The organism is Desulfosoma sp. (assembly GCF_052743555.1).
Genome location: NZ_JBRAHS010000001.1, coordinates 40,176 through 54,459, shown reverse-complemented (window position 1 = coordinate 54,459; position 14,284 = coordinate 40,176). Strand labels below are relative to the sequence as shown.

Sequence of the window (14,284 nt, the reverse complement as noted above, 5' to 3'; positions counted from 1 at the left end):
GTTCACGCCAACAGCCGATCGTGGGTTTGGGAAGGTTCTCCGTAAAGCTCTTTGACCTCTCCGACAAAATAAAGGGAGCCCGTGACGCACACCACATCGTCAGGGGCAGCCATGGCTTTGGCCTGAGCGATGGCGTCGGCGGGTTTCGGAATCACAAAAACCTTCTTGTGAAAGGGAAGGGCCAGGCGCCGCAGCACATCGGGATGGGCCGCTCTTCCATAACGAGGCTGCGTGAAAACGGCGGTTTCCGCAAGGGGCAGAAGCCTTCGAAAGATGCCTCGAATGTCTTTGTCGGCCATGATGCCCATGACCAGATGAAGACGGCGATGCGCGAACTGGGTTTTCAACGCCGTTCGCAAACATTCCGCGCCGTGGGGATTGTGGGCCCCATCCAAAACCACCATGGGTTGGGTTTCCAGAATTTCCAAACGGCCGGGCCATCGAACCTGCGCAAGCCCTTGAGCGATCTTATCCCAATCCAGGGCCAGAAGCTCTTGGGTTTCAAGGACTTCCAGAGCGGCCAGGGCCACGGCCGCATTGGTGTACTGATGGTCTCCCAAAAGGGCCAACTTCAGGTTGGGCCAGTCCCGTGAAAAACCCTGGTAATGAAAGTGCTGCGGACCGTTTTTCTGGACTCGAAAATGAACCCCGTACCTGTAAAGGGGCGCCGACTTTTTCAAACAGGCCGCTTTCAGGGTGCTTTGCGCCGCGGGCTGCTTGACGGCGGTCACCACAGGCGTGCGATCCTTGATAATCCCCGCCTTTTCTCGAGCTATGGCCGACAAGGTGGATCCCAGAAACTCCTGGTGATCCATGGCCACGTTAGTGATAACGGACACTTGAGGAAAAATCACATTAGTGGCGTCCAGTCGCCCACCCATACCCGTTTCAATGACGGCCCAGTCCACGGCCTCCTGAGCGAAGTAATGAAAGGCCATGGCCGTCACCGCTTCAAAAAAGGTCGGCCATTCGTCCCCGGCAACCACGCCCATCACGTCCTGAAACACCTCAAAGATGCGTTCCGCCGATGATTCCTCATCGTTGATGCGGAACCGTTCCGTGAAACGCACCAAATGGGGCGACGTGTAAAGACCGACACGAAACCCGTGTCGTGTGAGAATACTGGAAAGAAATGCGGCAGTGGACCCCTTGCCGTTGGTCCCCGCAATGTGTAAGGCCCGAAAGCGGCGGTGAGGATTTCCCAGACGTTCCAAAAGGTTTTCGGTTCGATTGAGCCCGAACTTAATACCCACCTTTTGAAGACGGCACAGAAAATCCACCGCGGATGCAAAATCGACTACCGAGTCTGGCATGCGTAAACGCCGTGTCCTCGAGTTGTGCCCATCGTGTGCCCATGCACAGCATTCCCCGCCGTTCGAAAGGCGAGGCGGCATTCCTGTGGGTTGCGCCGTAACCGCCTCTGCTCTCAGCTAGTCCGACAATAGCGCTTTTTGCGGAGTGCCACAAAGCGAGATCGGTTTTTCCGGCGTACGCCACCCCCCAAGGTGCCTTGTCGAACCGCCTTCCTTCTTAGCACAGTTTGCAGGACGATGAAAGACGCGAAAAAGGTCGACCAACACCTCAGCCCCAAGACCCATGGCACATCTTCGTCACAGGCTACCAAGCGGCTTTCCCGCAGCTGGCTCACTCACGGGCCGTGCCCCCAACAGCGTGTTCGAGAATGGCTTTTAGGGGCTGTTTTCGTTGCATTTATTAGAAGCGGCGCCCGGCGCGATCAAGGGTCGCACCGTGCGCCGCTCCTACAGTAGGTGTTCTCGAACGGCCTTCTAGCACGAGTGGGAAAAGGGAGCGTTCTACAGGCATGGACAATAAGGTGGCATGCAGGAGCACGCAGGCCGCGAAAATCGATCGTTCCTTGGGGTCCCATCAGCGAATCCGAGGTCTCAACCTCGGACGGGCTTCATTGTTTTCGGGGCTTTCGCCGTCAGGTGGGCCGCGGCGTGTAGAGTACCGCGACGGCTTTGGCCGGCTTGTCTCCCGCACAGCGAAAGCTGTGGCTGATATCCGAATCCAGGTAAATGCTGTCTCCTGCGTGCAAAATCTCCACCCGGTCAATGGTGCGAAATTCCACTTCTCCTTCTAAAATGTAGAGAAACTCTTCCCCTTCATGGCTCTGAAAAACCATCTGATCCGCCGTTTGCAATGGGAATTCCACAAGAAAAGGTTCCATATGCTTGGAACGCTTTCGAAATTCCAATGATTCGTAAATGTAGTTGCTCTCCACTTTGCTCTGGTGAGGCCGCCTCTCCAACCGAGACCGCTCGCCGGGCCGTGTGATGGAAATCTTTTCGTCGGTTTCCTGTTCTTGAAAGAAATGGGCGAGGGTGACGTTGAGGGCGAGGGCCAATTTCATGAGTGTGGCGATGGGAGGAACCACGTGATCGTTTTCAATCTGCGACAAAAAAGGCTTGGACAAGCCCGTCTTTTGCGCAAGATCCTGAAGGGTATACTTGTGCTGCTGGCGAAGCCCCCGCAGTTTGTGCCCGATTTTCAACGCTTTCACGGCGAGATGGATGTCATCTTGTCCGGCCATCGTGCCTCCTTTGTTCCAATTCCCGGTGCAGTGCCGCATCGGCCCGAAAAGCATGTGTGGTGAGAAGAGCATGCGCGCTGGTGAAGACAAGATTGGGAAGTTGGGCCCTCACGGTAGTAGAGATGCATTCTAGCGGAAACTTGATTTGTTGGGAACAAAAACATGACGAGGCCGAAAGAGCCAAGGAGCCTTGGGGTGGCGGCGGAATCCCCGCGAGCACGGCGTTTAGATGGGTGGAGCGATGGTCACCAGCAGGCGCATGGGGGTTCGTGCCTGAACGCCATGGGGTTCGGCGATATCGCAGACCACAAAATCACCGGCCTTGACAGCAAAGGCTTGTCCTTGCCCCGCGAGAAATTCGCCTTCGCCTTCCAGGACAAGCAGGCTCACCTGCCCCTCGATGTCGTGGGCGTGAAGAGGCAGACCCTGGCCCGGTAAAAAGTTGAAGTTCAGGATCTTAAAGTACGGGGAATCGTGCACAAGCAGCCGTTTCCTTCCCTTTTCCGAAAAATCGTTGGCCTCGAACAGACTGATGTGTTTCATGGGTGTTCTCCGTGGAGGTGAAGGCTTGCCGCTCATCATGCCTGGTCTGAGGACGTGCGAGGGCTGGTTTCGGGAACACAGGTTCGAGTTTCCAGCACGTCGCCTCCAATGCCGAGGACCACTTCTTCCAGGGGCACTTCCTTGCCCGCTTTTTCCATGCCTTTGCGCACCACGCCCAACAGAGCCGAACAGCAGGGCACTTCCATGGACAGCACGGTGACGCGGCGAACGCTGTTTTGAGCAAAAATCTTGGTGAAGCGATCCACGTAGTCCATGATGTTATCGAACTTGGGGCATCCAAGCATGACCACACGGCCTTGAAGGAACTTTTCATGAAAGTTCGGCACGGCCACTGCGGTGCAATCGGCGGCCACCAGAAGATCGGCCCCTTGCAGGAAGGGGGCGTTGGGCGGAATAAGCCGGATCTGTACGGGCCAGTGGGTCAGCGCCGAAGCTGTGGAAGCGGCGGTGTGCGAAGAAGCCGGCCCTCTTTGAAGGATGCGCATCTGTTGCGACGGGCACTGAGGGGCGGCGTGGAAAGGCGCAGGCTTTGGCGCATCCACTGTGCGCTTTTGTTCCAGGTAATGTTCCACGGCCTCGGGATCGAAGTCCTCGGCTTCCCTTTCGACGAGCTTTAGGGCACCCTGAGGGCATTCGCCCAGGCAGGCGCCCAGGCCGTCGCAGTACACTTCTGAGACCAGCGTGGCCTTGCCGTCAATGATTTCAATGGCGCCTTCGGCACAGGCGATGACGCAGTGGCCGCAGCCGTCACAGCGTTCCGGATCGATTTCGATAATCCTTCTCATGACTTTCATGTGATGGGCTCCTTTGGTTTGGAATGCGTGGGGCAAGGGGGTGTCCGTCAGACTTTTTCGCCGCGCATGATGCGTTCAGCCAAAGATTGGGCCGTTTCCGTAAGGAACGCGTGCGCCATGGTTTCGCTTTGAAGTCCGGCTTGTTCGGGATGTTTGGCGAAGGTTTCTTCCAGCTCGGCCAGGCGGTGGGCGTCTCGAAGGCACTGTTCATTGAGGCTCCCTGGCCCGCTGGACTGGGCCATGGCGTCGATGATGGTGCACACTTCATCCACCAGATCCGGGCGGGCTCCCAGCCGAAAAAGCAGTTCTTTGGCCTTTGCAGAAGCCGGTTCCGGCGTTGCCTTCGGCGAGGTTTCATGAAGCAAGGCGGCGATTAATACCACCGCCGGATCGGCACCCAGGGGCATGGCCAATTTTTCCGCAAAACGAGCCACCCGGCCCGCATGGGCGATGCGCTTGAAATCGCGCCCGAAGTGCTTTTTCATTTCCACGGCCACTCGATCCTTGAGAAGGTTTTCCCTCTGTGCCAGCAACTCCGGAGGAAGATCTCCAAGGCACTGGTCGGCGAACTTGCAATAGGCCGCACAGCCGAAGTCCATCTGAGGGTTCACGAATTTATGGCCGCATCGGGCGCACTTTCGACTCGTTTCATCCTTGAAGAATTCGACTGGCTGTCCGCACTGCGGGCACTTGGCCTCAAGAATGGCTCCCGGTTTCCAGAACCGGCTGTCTTGTCCGGGACATCTCATGACGGCGCTCCTTTCTCGCGGCACGGGTCGTGGTGATGTTTTCGAACATAACATAAGACCGTCGCGTGACCTCGGCCTTGATTTAAGTCAAGATCAGCTTTTTTATGGCCCTTAAAACCGAAGATCCTGAGCGCCTTGCTTTGAGAAAAGAATGCATTAAAAAGAGGAATGCTGTTTCAAAATTCTTCAAGACGTGACGGTGGGATATAGGGGTGAACGATCGGGACCGGTTCAAAATTTTTATCGAATGGGTCTATGAACGCTATCATCGCCGGGACATGGTGGCGCCGGATCCTCTGCAATGCGTCTATGCCTACGAGAATGTGGAAGATCGGGAAGTGGCGGCCCTTCTTGCCGCGTCCCTGGCCGTGGGAAGAGTTCAGAGCATTGTCGAGCAGGTGCAGGGGGTTCTGGGACGATTGGGAAATGGTCCTGCATCCTTTTTGCGATATGCCGATGCGGCCGATCTCAAGTGGGTGTGCCGGGGATTTCGGTATCGGTTCTTCCGCGAGGAGGATCTTCGATCGTTTTTGGAAAGTCTATCCAATGTTCTGCGTGCCTACGGATCCCTGGAAGGGGCCATGGCGGCGTGTTTGAAGCGCAGTCGAGGGGACCTTTGGGAGGGCATCCATTTCTTTGCGGAGTACATGGCCTGTTCCCCTACGGCCGAACAGGCGTCACGCCGGCCGCTGATGGCCAGGCCGTCATGCGGCAGTGCCTGCAAACGCTGGCATCTTTTCCTGCGCTGGCTGGTACGCTGCGACGCCGTGGATCCCGGCGGATGGACGTGCCTGCATCCAAGGCATCTCATCATTCCTGTGGATACACACATGCTGACCATCGCGCACACTTGCGGGCTCACGCAACGCCGGCACGCCGATCTTAAGACCGCCTTGGAGATTACCGAAGCCTTTCGACGCCTGCGGCCCGAGGATCCGGTCCGATATGATTTTTCTTTAACACGAATGGCCATGAGGGAAAGAGAGCTTTTGGATCATTGGTGGTTACCTCAAGAACACGGCAAAGGAGGCATGTCATGCGAAAAGCCCTGAGCGCGACGGTGATGGCGGGGATTTTGTGGGCGGCGGTGTGCGTCCAGGCGGTGACGCCCCACGAGATTTTTCAGGCCAGCACACTGAACCACATCCTGCAGCGGGGCACTCTCATCGTGGGCATGGAAGTGGAGTACTATCCCTTTGAATATGCCGACACCAAGGGTGAGCCAATGGGTTTTGATGTGGATCTGGCTAAACTCATCGCGCAGGAACTGGGCGTCAAACTGGAAATCAAGGACATGGAATGGACCGGATTAATTCCAGCCCTGCAAAGCGGCAAGGTGGACTTGGTCATTTCCGGTATGACGCGGACCTTGGAAAGGGCCAAGGCGATCACCTTTACAGAACCCTATTTTATTACGGGGCTGTGTGTGCTGCTGAGCGCCAAGAGAGCCGCCGACGTGAACAGCGTGGAGCAGCTCAACGCTTCGGGCCGCATTCTTGCCGTCAAGACGGGGACCACAGGGGACCTGGTGGCCACAAAACGTTTTCCCAACGCCGCCATTAATCGTTTCAAGGATGAAACCGCCTGCGTGCGGGAAGTCGTGGAGGGCCGGGCCGATGCCTTTTTCTACGATCAGATTTCCATCGCCAAACACTACGGCCAGAACAAGAGCACTACGCGAGCCATTCTCAAGCCCTTTACCTACGAACCCTTTGCCATGGCCCTGCGCAAGGGGGACTTTGACTTTCTCAACTGGCTGAACACATTTCTGGACACCATTAAGGGTGACGGCCGCTATGAGGAGTTGTACAAAAAACATATCGGAGCCGTGATCAATCCATGATGTATCGCGTTGCTGTGCGCCTTTTTCTTGGGGCCCTGGTCGTTGCGACCTTGGCCCTTTTGTTGGGCATTTTGGAATACCCATGGAATTGGAGGGTCCCCTGGCAGTATCGGAGCCTCTTTGTGAAGGGGTTTGTCTACACGCTGTGGATTTCCCTCGGCGCCATCGCCATGGGTTTTGTCATTGGTGTGGCCGGCGGATTGGCCAGGGTTTCCCAAAACGAAATCCTTCGGGCTCTGGCATCTTACTATGTGGAACTCTTTCGTGGCACTCCGTTGTTGGTGCAGATCTACATCTTCTATTTTTGCTTGGCCACGGCCGTTCGCTACGACAACCCTCTGGTCATCGGCATGGTGACTCTGGCCTTTTTTTCCGGAGCGTACATCACGGAGATGGTGCGGGCCGGCATTGAATCCATTGATCCCGGGCAAATCGAAGCGGCCAAATCCACGGGGCTCAACGGCCGCCAAACTATGCGGTACGTGGTGTTTCCGCAAGCCTTTCGGCGCATTATTCCGCCGGTGACCGGGCAATTCGTTTCCTTAATCAAAGATTCGTCTTTGCTGTCCGTGATTTCCGTGCGAGAACTGACCAAAGCCTCAGAAGTGATCAACGCTACCACCTACAAGACCTTTGAGGCTTACCTGCCTTTGGCGCTCCTTTACCTGGCCTTGACCTACCCTCTGTCCTACCTGACGCGAAAGCTGGAACAGCGCCTGAGCAACGGGAAAAAATAGCCTTTTGAAAAAGGCGGGCCGTCGCGAGACACCCTCTGAGCCAACCTGCTTTGGACTCCTACGGCTTTTATGTTATAAGAACACGGAAAAAGTTTTCGGCGACGGCAATGGACAACGAGAAGGAGAATCTCTATGGCGGGCAAATCGGTCAAACTCTACGCGCTGAGCACATGTATCCATTGTCGCCACACGAAGGATTTTCTCAAGGAGTGCGGCGTGGCGTATGACTGTGTGGATGTGGATACGCTGCAGGGTGGTGAACGCCAGGCGATAATCGAAGAAGTCAAGCGCTTTAATCCCAATTGCACCTTTCCGACCATCATCATCGGCGATAAGGTGATCGTGGGGTTTCGAAAAGACGAGATTGAGGAGGCTTTGAAACAATGACGGCTTCTGAGCTGTATGAAAAGCTTCGCCCCATTCAGGAAGCCAAAGGGTATTATTTCAACCAAGATCTTGAGGGAATGACTTTACCCCTGTTGGAAAGTCTTCTCATTAACAAAGACCGGTATGGGTACATGGTGTGCCCTTGCCGGTTGGCGTCCGGTGACCGTGAAAAGGACCGCGACATCCTGTGCCCGTGCGTGTATCGTGATCTCGATGTGGCGGAGTACGGCAGTTGTTACTGCGGTTTGTATGTGTCAAAGGCATGGAATGAGGGACAGATACCGCACGTGCCGGTTCCCGAGAGAAGACCGCCGGAAAAGGTGTTTTTCTGAGACAATGATGAACCTGCCAACTCCATGGGTCATGGCTCCCATGGCGGACGTGACCCATGCCTGTTTTCGAGATTTGGTGGCGCAATGGGGTGGATGCGGACTTTACTACACCGAAATACTCAACGCTCGCATCGTCGCGTCTTCGCGTCCCGAAAAAGACCCCTACTGCGATGCAGGATTGCTCGATCGGCCCCGGGCCTGCCAGATAGTGGGGGATGATCCCGCCGTGGTGGCCAAGGCCTTTGAAAAGTTGCAAGCCCTTGGCCGATTTGATGCCTATGATTTCAATCTGGGCTGTTGCTGCGGCATGCCGGCTCGATATGGATGGGGAGCCGCTCTTTTGCGGCGGCCGCATCGGGTGCGGGAGATTCTTCGGGAAGCCCGGCGCGTGCTGGAAGGTCCGTTGCTGGTGAAAATGAGGATTCCGGACGGGCCCGAAGATACGGCGAAGCGCTGGGCGGAACTGTTGCACGAGTGCGGCGTGGATGCAGTGGTGTTGCACGCCCGTTATTCAGGGGATCTTTTTAAAAGGCCTGCACGATGGGGAGTCTTAAAACGGTGGAAGCGCATCCTGACCATGCCCCTCATCGGAAACGGGGACGTGTTTTCACCCCAAGATGCGGTCCGCATGATGGAAGAGACCGGTTGCGACGGCGTGATGATTGGTCGAGCGGCTCTGATGCGTCCATGGATCTTTTCGGACCTTTACCGTTTTCGCTCCGCAGGCACCCTTCCCAATCCCCCGGACGTCGCCCCCATGGTGGGCCAATACGGTCTTCTCCTGCGCCAATGGATGCCGCAACAGGAAGCCGTCCGCCGGTTTCGGCGTTTTGCCTTTTGGATCTGTCAGAACTATTCCTACGGAGCCCACTATTACCACAGATCATGCCGTGCAGGGAACTTAGAGGCCATGGTGGAAACCCTACAAGGATTTTTATCCAGGGATGTGCTTTCCGATTACCCCGTGCGACCCTTCATGATGTGAAAGGGTAGAAATCACAGGGCCTTATGAAAGAAGCCGACAAAGGGACAACGGCTGGGGCGATGGAAGTGTCCGGCTTTCGCGGGCCCAATTATTGGGCGCGACAGGTGGGGCGTGCCGAATTGCCGGTCCTGCGTCCTACGGTCACGGCCATTGCTCGCGTCCTTTCTCAGACTGGCACGTCCTCGTTCACCATGGCCGAGGCGGTGGCCAGAGACCCTTTCATGAGCGCCCGATTGCTGCGCATGGCCAATAGTGCCTTTTACAATCCTGGTCTGAAAAGGGTCATGTCCATTCCACGAGCCATGGTGCTGGTGGGGTTTGATGCCGTGCGCTAGGTCTGCCTGTTCGCACGCTTTGTGGAAGAAACCTACAGCGATGAACGGCTTGAGGAAATTTTGCGCGGTGTCCTTCGTGCCTACAGACAGGCTCTACTGACCCAATGGATCGGGGAAATTCTTAGGGACGGCTCCCCCGAGGAGCTGTATGCGGCTGGATTGCTTCTGGATATTGGACTCTTGAGCCTTCTGTGCGTGGTTCCCCTGGAAAAGGTGGCGGCTTTTCGGCAAAAGCGCTCCCAGTGCGCCGCAACAGAACAAGCCGTGGTGGAAAAAGAAGTGTTTGGTTTTGAAACGCGCCGACTCACGGTGCGCCTCGCCGAAGAATGGGCTCTGGGGGACTTGGTCAAAAGGGCGGCGCTGGATCGGAATGAGGCCGATGGTCGGATTCAAACTGTGCGCGTGGCGTCGGCGCTGAGACTGGCCTTTGAACAAGGGCGCGAATCCGAAACGTGGACGGCGGCGCTGGAAGCCGCTGTGGATCGATGGAAAATTCCCGAGACCTCCGTGCTGCGATTGCTGGAAGCCGCTGAAAAGAAGGCGCTGGAATTCGCCCAAGAACTTCCGCTGAGAGAAGAAAAGCTCCAGACGGCGACAAAACCATCAATGTTAGGGAGCGAAAACGACCTGAGAGCGACGGGAGCCAAGGACGCGGAGGGTTTGGAATTCCTGCTGATGCCCAAGGCTGTCTGGAAACCGGCCGATGCCGAAAGGCAATTGGAACTGGTGGATGAGCTGTTGGCGTACCTGGTGGATATGGCACCCGGACACGCCCAAGGTGTTCTGGATCGAGCCGCACGGGGCCTCTTGAAAGGGGCCGGCCTGGATCGCGTGGCCTACTTTCGCAGGACCGCCGACGCAAGGTTCCTTGAAGTGAAAAACCTTTACGGACCTTTGGAGGCCCGCTTTCAAGGATTGCTCGTGCCCATTGACCCGTATCCCAACATCTTCGCCCACGTGCTTCAAGGGCCTGCGTGGCTGTGGGTCCATGAGAAAAGTCCGCCCAGTATCAAGGCTCTTATCACACCGGAGGTGCTCCAGTTCTTTCCCGCTCGTGAATTCTTCGTGGGGCGCGTGGGATGGGTGCATCAACAAGTCGGTGTTTTTGCCGGAGATCGTCTGTCCGGAAGCCAACCCCTGGATGAAAGATCGTTTTTGACCTTTCGACGATTCTGTCAGTTGGCAACCCTCGGTTTTGCCCTGGTGCGCCGCGCTTCACTCTGAGAACTCGTTCACAAAAGCGGGCCGTGGGATCGGCTCGAACGGTGAAAGACCGTTGTGTCGCGCGAAGATCCTGGGGCGTGCGATCATGAGGCCGTTTGCGGCCGAGCCTTTCCAGCCGTTGGTCCCTGAAAACAACACATGCTCGCTTCACAACCCGTGGCAATCGCAACGCGGGTGCCGTTCCGACATGGATCCCAAAGGGCGCCTGACAACCCTTCTGTGTGGATGAAACCGAAACGGCAAGGGATAAAACCGACAAGCCAAAAAAAGCTCGGCCTCAGCCGAGCTTTCTTGCTCCTATGAAAATGATCTCGATCTAGTTGAGCGATTCAGCCACCGTCACGTCTTCTCCCGCGTCACGCGCCCACTCCGCATGCAGCCGGTCAGACCAGAGATCACCGCCACCACCCAAAAAGTCAGCCACATTTTCCACATCCCAGTGGGTCATCCACAGCGGCCGACATGCCTTGCGAAGATCTTCGATATTCAAGGTCACCATGGGCAACCTCCTTTGCTAGCTTGAGCATCGTTTCTCATAGTCCTTTTGACTCAAACTTAAGACCTTTTCCTTTGAGGTCAAGGGGCAAGCGGAAGTTGGGTCAGGAGAGCCGTTTCCCCTGGGAACCTTGTTGACAGATTCCGGCTGCTGGTGCCATGATATAAAGAATCGAGCGATTTTCCCTGTGCGCATTCATGGCAGGCATTTATTTTCCCTGTCCTTATCCGGAGCGTGAGGAGGAATCTCAAGGGCTTGTGTCGGGTTCTGGCCTTGGGGACCTTGCGATGAGGGATTTTCCTCATGCCGTGGGCTACCCACAGCCGATAGAGCTCCACGGATCGGAGGAATGGGATGAATGCAGAGACCTTTCGAGGCTTTTTCCTTGTCGATGCCTCACTGAACATCCTTTATATGAGCGAGGCGCTCAGGGATGCCCTGGGCATGGGCAACGGCGGGCATACGCACCGGTGGAGTCTGGAAAAGCTTTTCAAGCTCTTAGGATGTTTGGTTTCGCCGCGTCAATTGGCGGGGGATTTGCGCCGGGCCGGGAACAGACCCGTCCAGTACCAGGGGCGGCTGAGCGCTGAAGGGCCGGAATGGCACGTGTTCTTGGAGCAAGTCTCCGTCAAGGGGATGGTGGCCTTGGTGGGCCTGATCCATGAAATGGCTCCCCCTTGGCCATCAAGAGGAGCCAAAAACGGAAACGAGGATCTCTTGCAATGGGCCGTGGACGGTTTGCGTGAGGGTTTTTTTGTTGTCGAGGCACGATCCAAGATCATCGTCTATGCCAATGAAACGTTTCACTTGAAGCGAGGCTTAAGGCCCCCTTTAGCCGTGGGCCAGCTGTGCTATCGAGTCCTTCGAGGCCTCACGGACCCGTGCACCTCTTTGGGCCGAACATGCCCGCTGGAATCCATGGATCCTGAAGGACGCCATGCCTTTTGCCCAAACGGCGATGGAAATTTCAACGGCATGTCTCTGGTGCGGTTGACGCCTTTACGCCATGAGGGCGACGGCTTGTACGTGGCCGGCATGGAATGGGCTGATACTGAAAAGGCATCGGCGGAAGGACCGGGCCGGGACGTCTCCTGGGCCGGAGAAACCACAAGGGGCCCAAAGGTTCCAAGTTACACTCGGTTGCAGCACGTGGTGTCGGAAGCTGCACGAGCGCCGACCCTGAGCAGTTTTCTGGCAGGGATTTCGCAAGCCGTGCGTCAGGATGTGGGCCCGGTGGATGTGGTTCTTGTGCTGCCCGATGCGGCTGGAAAAGACCACCTGGTCTTTTGCGAAGCTTCTAGCATTGCGCCGCAAGCTCTTCATAGCCTGAAGAATCTTCTTCTGGAGGCCAACCGAACGAGTGGGCTTGTGGAGGGGCTGCAGGGTGGGCTGGTGACGGGCCGAAGCGTGGAGACCCCTGAGATGCTGCAGGAGGCACTCAGGCGCTGGGCCGCTCCACGACACGTTGTGACCTTCGGCTTTTGGAGGACCCCGCGAAGGGCTCTCGGCGTGTACGTGCTGCTTTCCCACACCACAATGACCCTTTCCCAGGATCTGCGTGCCTACATCGACGCTCTGTTTTCCCTGACCTCCGAAGCCATGAACCGCCTGGTGATGGAAGAAACGGCCGTGGCCAGCCCTTCCTTTCACGATGCGGCTCTGACGAGCCGAGACGGTATCATCGGGCGCAGCAAGGAAATGCTGGAGGTGCATGAACTTATCGACCTGGTGGCCGCATCCGACGCCACCGTGCTTATTACAGGCGAAAACGGCACGGGCAAAGAACTGGTGGCCCACGCCATTCACAACCGTAGCCATCGCAAAAAGGGGCCCTTCGTCGTCGCCCATTGTTCCGCCTATTCTCCCACCCTTTTAGAAAGCGAACTGTTCGGCCACGAAAAAGGCGCCTTCACAGGGGCCATTCGCCGAAAGATGGGCCGCATCGAAAGAGCCCATGGCGGCACGCTGTTTCTGGACGAAATCGGAGATATTGCGCCGGCCACCCAGGTTTTGCTCCTGCGGTTTCTGCAAGACCACCGCTTTGAACGGGTCGGTGGCGAATCCACTCTGCAGGCGGACGTGCGCGTCTTGGCGGCCACGAACCGCAACCTGCTGGAAGAGGTGGAAAGCGGCCGTTTTCGAGACGATCTCTACTACCGGCTCAATGTCATCTCCATCCATCTGCCACCCTTGCGCAACCGAAAAGAGGACATTCCCCTTTTGAGCCATTACTTTCTGAAGAAATACAGCGCCAAGGAGGGCAAACACGTCACCAGCTTTTCCTCCGGAGCCCTTCAGGCCCTGATGGACTACGATTGGCCGGGGAACGTGCGGCAATTGGAAAACGCGGTGAGTCATGCCGTCATCTTGGCTCAGGAAGACACCATTCGGCGCCAACACCTGCCCCGCTTCCTATTCCATGCGCATGAAGCGACCCCCACCGCCTCCCTTTTGGAAAACGAAAAACGCTTAATCCTACAAGTCCTTCGCCAGACCCAGTGGAACAAACACGAAGCGGCTCGAAAGCTTCAGGTGAGCCGAAGCACGCTTTACAGTAAGATTCAACGCTACAGACTGAGTCCCGAAAGCAGTGTCTAGAGTCTGGAAAGTAGAGTCGTATAAAGGACACCCAAGTTTTATCTAATCTTACCAGATATATAATCTAGAGTAGATTCCTCATCAGTCGAATTCCGGCCTATCAAGGAGCCGGGAGACCCTCTCAAAGCCTCCAAAGCCAATGACTTAAGAGGCCCCATGAACTCTTTAACAGCTCAAAAAAAGATGGAGAAAAAATGCGTGAAATGAAGCACAACATAGCCCACTCGAGTTGGCGTGAAAATTGTATGGTGTAAGTCCACGAAAAAAGGTAGTCATCAGGGCCTGTGAAGAGTTTCAGTGTCGGAGCGTTCCGGGCGGAAATCACATGTCCTGTTCCCCTGTCCCATGATGAGGCGACGTATCCCTTCCGCGTTCCACGTCACACGATCGTTGTCTTTCCAAAGGAGTGTCGCGTCGATGATTGGCTGGGCCTTAAAGAACGTGCGCGGTTTTGAAAAGGGTTTCGAAGGGTTTGGAGCCGCGTGACCTGAGTGTGAGCCGGTGGTTTTTCAGGCACGAGGAGTCGATTACCTGGGGAAAGACGGGTGAGCGGCTTCTTTCAGGGTGGTCACGGATCGAACACTGGCGTTGGCGGGCAAAAGCCTGTTTCGAGGACCCCGAAGCAATGCGGAGCCAAGTGAAAAGCGAAGCATTGATTTTTTGAGAGGAAAGGGGGTGGGAGTGGG

The 14,284-nt window shown here is 56.3% G+C and carries 13 protein-coding genes and 1 pseudogene; 8 read left to right on the top strand and 6 right to left on the bottom strand.

What is annotated here, in order from left to right:
* Positions 1–2: 2 nt before the first annotated feature.
* The 5 genes from ACUVSA_RS00230 to ACUVSA_RS00210 form a co-directional block, all read right to left on the bottom strand.
* Positions 3–1,313, bottom strand: a complete 1,311-nt coding sequence (locus tag ACUVSA_RS00230; RefSeq protein WP_445891277.1) for a bifunctional folylpolyglutamate synthase/dihydrofolate synthase — start codon at positions 1,311–1,313, stop codon at positions 3–5.
* Between the two features lie 632 nt (positions 1,314–1,945).
* Entirely contained in the window at positions 1,946–2,554 is a 609-nt protein-coding gene (locus tag ACUVSA_RS00225) for a helix-turn-helix domain-containing protein (protein WP_445891278.1), read from the bottom strand.
* Between the two features lie 225 nt (positions 2,555–2,779).
* Positions 2,780–3,097, bottom strand: coding sequence for a cupin domain-containing protein (locus tag ACUVSA_RS00220; protein WP_445891279.1), 318 nt, complete (start codon positions 3,095–3,097; stop codon positions 2,780–2,782).
* A gap of 35 nt (positions 3,098–3,132) precedes the next feature.
* Positions 3,133–3,912, bottom strand: a complete 780-nt coding sequence (locus ACUVSA_RS00215) for an ATP-binding protein (RefSeq protein WP_445893351.1) — start codon at positions 3,910–3,912, stop codon at positions 3,133–3,135.
* A gap of 47 nt (positions 3,913–3,959) precedes the next feature.
* Positions 3,960–4,661 (bottom strand): HD domain-containing protein, encoded by a 702-nt coding sequence (locus ACUVSA_RS00210; protein WP_445891281.1) that lies wholly within the window; start codon positions 4,659–4,661, stop codon positions 3,960–3,962.
* Between the two features lie 212 nt (positions 4,662–4,873).
* On the opposite strand from ACUVSA_RS00210, the gene ACUVSA_RS00205 reads away from it, so the two are divergent.
* The 7 genes and pseudogenes from ACUVSA_RS00205 to ACUVSA_RS00175 all read left to right on the top strand — a co-directional run bounded on the left by ACUVSA_RS00205 (position 4,874) and on the right by ACUVSA_RS00175 (position 10,504).
* On the top strand, positions 4,874–5,713 hold the full coding sequence (locus ACUVSA_RS00205; protein ID WP_445893350.1) for a TIGR02757 family protein: 840 nt from the start codon (positions 4,874–4,876) through the stop codon (positions 5,711–5,713).
* Positions 5,698–6,504 (top strand): transporter substrate-binding domain-containing protein, encoded by an 807-nt coding sequence (locus ACUVSA_RS00200; RefSeq protein WP_445891283.1) that lies wholly within the window; start codon positions 5,698–5,700, stop codon positions 6,502–6,504. Before ACUVSA_RS00205 ends, ACUVSA_RS00200 begins: the two co-directional genes overlap by 16 nt.
* On the top strand, positions 6,501–7,241 hold the full coding sequence (locus ACUVSA_RS00195) for an amino acid ABC transporter permease (protein ID WP_445893349.1): 741 nt from the start codon (positions 6,501–6,503) through the stop codon (positions 7,239–7,241). Before ACUVSA_RS00200 ends, ACUVSA_RS00195 begins: the two co-directional genes overlap by 4 nt.
* Positions 7,242–7,373: 132 nt before the next feature.
* The gene (locus ACUVSA_RS00190) at positions 7,374–7,628 is read left to right on the top strand and encodes a glutaredoxin family protein (protein ID WP_445891285.1); all 255 of its coding nucleotides are present in this window, start codon (positions 7,374–7,376) and stop codon (positions 7,626–7,628) included.
* Entirely contained in the window at positions 7,625–7,960 is a 336-nt protein-coding gene (locus ACUVSA_RS00185) for a ferredoxin-thioredoxin reductase catalytic domain-containing protein (RefSeq protein ID WP_445891286.1), read from the top strand. Before ACUVSA_RS00190 ends, ACUVSA_RS00185 begins: the two co-directional genes overlap by 4 nt.
* Before the next feature lie 7 nt (positions 7,961–7,967).
* The gene (locus tag ACUVSA_RS00180) at positions 7,968–8,945 is read left to right on the top strand and encodes a tRNA dihydrouridine synthase (protein WP_445893348.1); all 978 of its coding nucleotides are present in this window, start codon (positions 7,968–7,970) and stop codon (positions 8,943–8,945) included.
* 23 nt (positions 8,946–8,968) lie between these two features.
* A pseudogene (locus tag ACUVSA_RS00175) lies at positions 8,969–10,504 on the top strand (HDOD domain-containing protein).
* Positions 10,505–10,820: 316 nt separating this feature from the next.
* Here the strand turns inward: ACUVSA_RS00175 and ACUVSA_RS00170 are convergent.
* Entirely contained in the window at positions 10,821–11,003 is a 183-nt protein-coding gene (locus ACUVSA_RS00170; protein ID WP_445893347.1) for a hypothetical protein, read from the bottom strand.
* Between the two features lie 351 nt (positions 11,004–11,354).
* Between ACUVSA_RS00170 and ACUVSA_RS00165 the strand changes: the two genes are divergently transcribed.
* A complete protein-coding gene (locus ACUVSA_RS00165; protein ID WP_445893346.1) occupies positions 11,355–13,598 on the top strand; it encodes a sigma 54-interacting transcriptional regulator in 2,244 nt (747 codons plus the stop codon).
* The last annotated feature ends 686 nt before the right edge of the window (positions 13,599–14,284 follow it).